Annotated in this window: 1 protein-coding gene; it reads left to right on the forward strand. The window is 42.6% G+C overall.

Translation table 11 applies throughout. From position 1 onward, the window contains the following. On the forward strand, window positions 1-6,681 hold a 6,681-nt coding region (locus EWU23_RS13665), incomplete at both ends, for a hypothetical protein (RefSeq protein WP_166233163.1).

The following is a 6,681-nucleotide window of genomic DNA, read 5'->3' on the forward strand; positions in this document are numbered from 1 at the left end:
TTAATGCGACAGGTAATTCACATGAATTATCGGTAACGGTATTGCCAGCCACTTTCAGTAAATTAGTGGTGAGCTTGGCGAGTCCACAAGTGAATGGCACAGCCTTTACGGGAACCAATACTTTAACAGCCCAAGATGATTATGGTAATACAGTTACCACATTCAATGCTTCATCAAATAATATTACAGTAAGCACCGGTTTAACAGGGGTTATTTCAGGATTATCTGGAACCAATAAATTAAACAGTGCGGGAGACTTTGTGAATGGAGTGGCTAATTTGACCTCTGCTTTAATTTTTACAGGAAATGCAGGAACAGGTACATTTACCTTTACCCCAGCTACAGGTACGGCAGCCACATCTACCAATGTTTCAATTGGTTCAGGTAGTGCTTCGAAATTAATCATTACAGGAGTTTCAGCGACACAAACAGCGGGATCGACTCAAACGATAACTCTGACCGCTAAAGATACTAATGGAAATACGGTTACCTCTTATACAGGAACTAAATCGATTACTTTCTCAGGAGCAAATGCTTCTATCAATCCTGCGACTAACCCAACGGTGGCAGGAACCAATGTTGGGGTGGCAACTAGTATTAGCTTCTCCAATGGTGTGGCTACTGCTAGTCTTGCTTTATTCAAAGCAGAAACGCTTGATTTGTCAGCTACAGATGGAAGTATTTCAGCAACAGGATCAGATCGTTTCAATGTAACAGTTAATGCATCCAGTTACACCAAATTAATGGTAAGCTTGGCAAGTCCACAAGTGAATGAGACAGCCTTTACAGGTACGAATACCTTAACCGCACAAGATGCTTATGGTAATACCGTGGCGTTCAATGCTGCTACCAATAATGTAACTGTAAGTACTAGCTTAACCGGTAGTATTTCTGGATTATCAGGTACCAACAAGCTAAGTAATAGCAATGATTTTGTTGGTGGAGTGGCTAATTTAACCAGCTTGGGATTAACCTTTACAGGTACATCAGGAACTGGAACATTTACTTTCACTCCTGCTACTGGTACTGCGACTACAAGCGCCAACGTAACGGTAAATCCTGGTACAGTGAATCGTTTGGTGATTACTGGCACAGCCAATGTGACGGCTGGTGATGCACAAACCATTACTTTACGAGCCAAAGACGCAAGTGGAAACGTGGTGACTACCTATTCAGGTGATAAATCGGTGGTCTTCTCTGGTGCAAATCAAACCAATTCACCAGTGGTTAATCCAACGGTCAGTGATAAAACTAGTGCCGATGTGAACTTTGGAACTGCTACCACCATCACCTTTACCAATGGTGAGGCAACAGCTTCCATGAAATTGTATAAAGCAGAATCTGCACTTATTGTAGCTACGCAAGGGGCATTAGTTTCTTCAGGAGCAGATCGTTTGAGTGTAGCAGTAGCCTATGGAAGTTTAAATAAATTTGCTGTCAATTTGGCTTCTCCGCAGGTAAATGCTTCTGCCTTTACTGGTACGAATGAAATCATTGCTCAAGATGCTTACAGTAATACTGTTTTGAATTTCAATGCAAGTTCAAACAATGTGACTATATCGACTAGTTTATCTGGAGCTATCAGTGGATTAAGCGGAACCAATAAATTGACTAGTGCTGGTGATTTTGTGAGTGGGGTAGCCAATGTTACAGCGGGATTAATTTATACTGGTACATCTGGGGTGGGAACATTTACGGCCTTAGCTGCTACAGGTGGAGCCACAGGAACAAGCTCATCCATCACGATTTCAAGTAGTTTAGCTACCAAATTAGTTGTTACAGGTAGTGGTACAGGAACAGCAGGTTCTGCACAAACAATTACGATTACAGCCAAAGATGCAAGTGGTAACACGGCTACAGCTTATACCGGCACTAAGAGTTTAACTTTCTCTGGGGCTAACAGTTCTTCTTCTCCAGCAACTGCACCAACAATAGCAGGAACCAATGTCAGTTCGGCTACTAGCATTAGTTTCTCCAATGGGGTGGCAACGGCTAGTATGATTTTATATAAAGCAGAAAGTGCAACAATCGCTGCGACAGATGGCTCTATTGTAGCGACTGGTTCAGATCGATTATCGGTAACAGTTTCTGAATCAACATTCACCAAATTAGCGGTAAGTTTAGCTAGTCCACAAATCAATGGAACAGCCTTTACAGGTACGAATACTTTGACGGCGCAAGATGCTTATGGAAATATCGTGACAGCTTTTACGGCTTCTTCGAATAACATAACAGTGACCAAAACCTTAACCGGTAGCATTACTGGATTAAGTGGAGGAGCAGTATTAAATGCTTCTGGAGATTTTGTGAGTGGTGTGGCTAATTTGACTTCCAAATTAATCTTTACAGGTACTATTGGAACAGGTACATTTACTTTTACACCAGCTACGGGAACGGCAGTAACCAGTGGCAATGTGGTGGTTAACCCAGGTACGGCAACTAAATTAGTAATTACTGCAACCCCAGGAGCTATCACAGCAGGAACGACGAAATCGGTTACTATTGCGGCACAGGATGCTAGTGGTAATACCACAACCTCGTATGCAGGAGATAAAAACTTGATTTTCTCAACATCATCATCTCCTTCAAAAGTACCCACAGCGAGCAATAAGAATTCAGTGGATATCGATTTTGGTTTGACCACTGTCGTTACTTTTGTCAATGGAGTAGGAACCAGTATTCTAAAAGGTTACAAATCTGAAATTACTACGGTTAGTGTGACTGATGGAACGATTAGTTCAAGTGGTGGTGGAAATTTACCGTTTGAAGTTACTCCTGGTTCCTTCAGTAAGTTGGCCGTAAGCTTGGCCAGTCCACAAACTACAGGCACAGCCTTTACAGGTGTTAATACCTTAACGGCACAAGATGAATTTGGGAATACGGTTAATTTAGATGCTTCAATCAACAACGTGACGGTTACTAATAGCCTTGGTGGAATCATCACAGGTTTATCTGGTACCAATAAATTAAACAATGCCAATGACTTTGTAGCTGGCGTGGCTAATTTGACCAACCTAGGATTAATCTATACAGGAGCTTCTGGAACAGGTACATTTACCTTTACTCCAGCTACTGGAACAGCCATTACTAGCAGCAATGTAACCATTAACCCGGGTACGGTAAGTCGCTTGGAAGTAACTGGAACAGGTACTCAAACAGCAGGAGGTTCTCAAACCATCACCTTACGTGCGAAGGATGCAAGCGGAAATATTGTACCTTCTTATACTGGAGATAAATCCATTGTATTCTCAGGAGCACTTTCATCGACCAATCCTTTAGTGAATCCAACGGTTACCGATAAGAATAGTTCAGCCGTGAATTTTGGTACAGCTACCATCATCACGTTTACGAATGGTGTGGCCACGGCAACCCTGAAATTATACCGAGTAGAAACTTCCACCATCGTGGCTACGCAAGGAGCCTTGGTATCTAGTGGAGGTGATCGTCTTATTGTGGTCGTTTCACCAGCAAGCTTAAATAAATTTGCGCTAGCCTTATCTACTCCTCAAATTAATGGACAAGCATTTACTTCGACTAATAGTATTACGGCTCAAGATGCTTATGGTAATACTGTAACGAGTTTTGATGCAAGTGCCAATAATGTGACTGTCACCACAAGTTTGTCAGGAAGCATTTCTGGTTTATCTGGAACAAACAAGTTAAACAGTGCGGGAGATTTTGTGAATGGGGTAAGTAATTTAAGTAGTAAATTAACCTTTACGGGTACGTCTGGTACTGGAACATTTACCTTTACCTCGGCTACTGGTGGAATTACAGGTACGAGTGTAAATATAGCCATCAATGGAGGCACAGCTACCAAATTGCTTATAACGGGAAATGCTACTCAAACGGCAGGCTCTTCTCAAAGTATTACTTTGACTGCACAAGATACCGATGGAAATACAGCTTCGGCTTATACGGGCGTTAAGAGCATTACCTTCTCAGGAGCAACTAGCTCAGCTAGTCCAGTCACGAATCCAACAGTAAGTGGAGTAAACTTTGGTACAGCAATAAATGTCACCTTTACCAATGGAGTTGCTACGGCTAACATGATCTTGTTTAAAGCAGAAAGTGCTATTGTTTCCGCCACAGATGCTGGTATTTCAACATCCGGTTCGGACCGATTGACTGTGGCAGTATCGGCTGCTGCCTTTGCTAAATTAAGCTTAAGTTTAGCTAGTCCACAAACCAATGGAGTGGCCTTTACCGGTACGAATACCTTAACTGCCCTAGATGCCTATGGTAATACAGTAACAGCATTTGATGCGAGTGCTAACCCAATTACCATCACAGGCACATTGACTGGAAGTATAAGTGGTTATACGGCTAATGTGATGAATCAGGCAGGTAATTTCACCAGTGGAGTTGCTAATTTAACGTCTAGTTTAGTATTTACAGGTACAGTAGGTACGGGTACATTTACCTTTACACCGCAATCTGGAACAGCCATTACTTCAAGCAATGTGACCATCAATGCAGGAGCAGCTACTAAATTATTCATTACTGGAACAGGTACTCAAACAGCTGGAGCTACACAAACAATCACCATTACAGCTAAAGATGCAAGTGGTAATACGGCCGCATCCTATACTGGCGATAAGAATTTGACATTCTCAGGTGCAAATAGTTCAGTTAATCCGGTGACAACTCCTACTGCCACCAACAAAAATAGTGTAGCTACCAATTTTGGTTCGACCACGGTAGTAACATTCTCGAATGGAGTGGGTACAGCAGATTTGAAAGCTTACAAAGCGGAAAGTGCCGAAATTCAAGTGTCGGATGGTTCTATTAATTCAAGCGTTGGAGGTAGTTTGCCTATCACGGTTAGTCCAGCAAGCTTCTCTAAATTGGCAGTTAGTCTAGTAGGTTCCCAAGCCAATGGAGTAGCCTTTACAGGTAGCAATACCTTGACAGCTTTGGATGCGTATGGCAACGTGGTGACAGGTTTTGATGCTTCTGGAAATAATATTTCTGTATCGACAAGCTTAACAGGTAGTATTACAGGATTATCTGGAACAAATAAATTATCTAGTGCAGGTGACTTTAGTAATGGGGTTGCCAACTTGTCGAGCTTAGGAATGACCTTTACAGGAACAGTTGGTACTGGTACATTTACCTTTACACCTGCCAGTGGAAGCGCTGTGACTTCAGGAAATGTGTCCATTGGATCAGGTGTGGCAACTCGTTTGGTTGTAACAGGAAATGCTACTCAAACCGCTGGTGGTACACAGATGATTACCATTTCGGCCAAAGATGTCAATGGAAACACGGTAACATCCTACACAGGAGATCACGCCTTGACCTTCTCAGGTGCTTTAGATTCAAGCAATCCAATTGTTCACCCTTATGTCATTGATAAAAATTCTGTAGAACAAGATATCCACACTGGGGCAACTTTAACATTTGCCAATGGTGTAGCTACAACCACCTTGGCGCTATATACGGCAGAGGTGGCAAACTTTGCGGTGAGTGATGGTAGTATCAGTGCAGCTGGAGCAGATCGATTGACCGTAACGGTTAGTCCAAGCTCATTTAGTAAAGTAGTAGTTAGTTTAAGTTCTCCACAGTCTAACCGAGTAGTCTTTACAGGCACGAATACCTTAACGGCCCAAGATGCTTATGGTAATACAATAACTAACTTTGATGCTTCAGCGAATAATGTAACAGTTACTACGACATTAACGGGAGCAATTTCAGGATTATCAGGAACCAATAAGTTAAGCAGTGCAGGCGATTTTGTGAATGGGGTGGCTAATTTATCTAGCCTTGGATTGAAATACTCAGGAACAATCGGTTCAGGGACATTTACCTTTACACCAGCTACAGGTTCTGCTGCGGTAAGTACTAGTATCACCATGAACGCTGGTCCAGCTGATCATATCATGCTCATTGGATCTGAAACACAAACGGCTGGTACTTCTCAATCGATTACCATACGTGTAGTGGATGCGAATCATAATACGGTTACTTTATATGCAGGTACTAAGACATTAGTATTCTCCGGTGCGAATAGCTCATCAAGCCCAGCTACAACTCCAACAGTCAACGGAACTGCATTTGGATCCAATACTTCGGTCGTGTTTACATCGGGTATTGCCACCGTTTCATTGACACTGTACAAAGCAGAAAATGCAGTAGTACAAGTTTCCGACGGGACTTTAGTAGCTGTAGGAAACCACCATGAATTACCAGTGACCGTTTCAGCAACAGCCTTCGAAAAATTGGCTGTTAGCTTGGCAAGTCCTCAAAATAGCGGTGTGGCCTTTACGGGTACGAATACTTTACAAGCCTTGGATGCTTATGGTAACTTAGTAACAACCTTTAATGCGGCAGGAAATAACGTAACGGTTTCTGTTAATAGCCTAACAGGTTCTATATCTGGATTATCAGGCACGAATAAATTAAATGCAGGTGCTGATTTCTCAGGAGGAGTAGCGAATTTGACTAGCCTTGGATTAATTTATACCGGAACCACAGGCACAGGCACCTTCACGTTTAGTCCAGCTACAGGCACCGCAGTAACGAGTGCTAATGTAACGGTAGGCGCAGGAACAGCTAGTAAGTTTATCATTACCGGAACTGGCACCCAAACGGCAGGAGGGACACAAAACATCACGATTACGGCGAAAGATGCGAGTGGAAATACAGCGACAACCTACAGTGGAGCTAAGTCCATCACAT

Source organism: Aquirufa beregesia (assembly GCF_011090385.1).
GTDB classification, from domain to species: domain Bacteria; phylum Bacteroidota; class Bacteroidia; order Cytophagales; family Spirosomataceae; genus Aquirufa; species Aquirufa beregesia.